This is a genomic window from Streptomyces sp. NRRL S-646 (assembly GCF_000720765.1).
In the GTDB taxonomy this organism is placed as follows: Bacteria; Actinomycetota; Actinomycetes; order Streptomycetales; family Streptomycetaceae; genus Streptomyces.
This window is the reverse complement of the sequence record NZ_JODC01000156.1, coordinates 1-208: the sequence shown is the minus strand read 5'-3', so window position 1 is coordinate 208 and position 208 is coordinate 1. Positions and strand designations below refer to the sequence as shown.

Sequence of the window (208 nt, the reverse complement as noted above, 5' to 3'; positions counted from 1 at the left end):
CTCGTCGAGGTCGGCCTCCAGGCCGTTGCGCTCGCCGTCGATGATGCGCCGCTTGAGGCGCTCCTGAAGCGGCAGGGCGGCCAGCTCCTCGGCCTTGCCCGCCTTCAGCGACTTCGCGGTGGCGCCCTCGAACAGGGCCATCAGCTTCTGCAGCGGGTCGTAGCCCTCGGACCGGCGGTCGTGGATCAGGTCGAGGGCCGTCTGCACC

The 208-nt window shown here is 71.2% G+C and carries 1 protein-coding gene; it reads right to left on the bottom strand.

The genetic code is table 11. The features are described 5' to 3' along the window. Positions 1-208: hypothetical protein (locus tag IH68_RS51580; RefSeq protein ID WP_037886861.1), on the bottom strand; the 208-nt coding region annotated here is incomplete at both ends.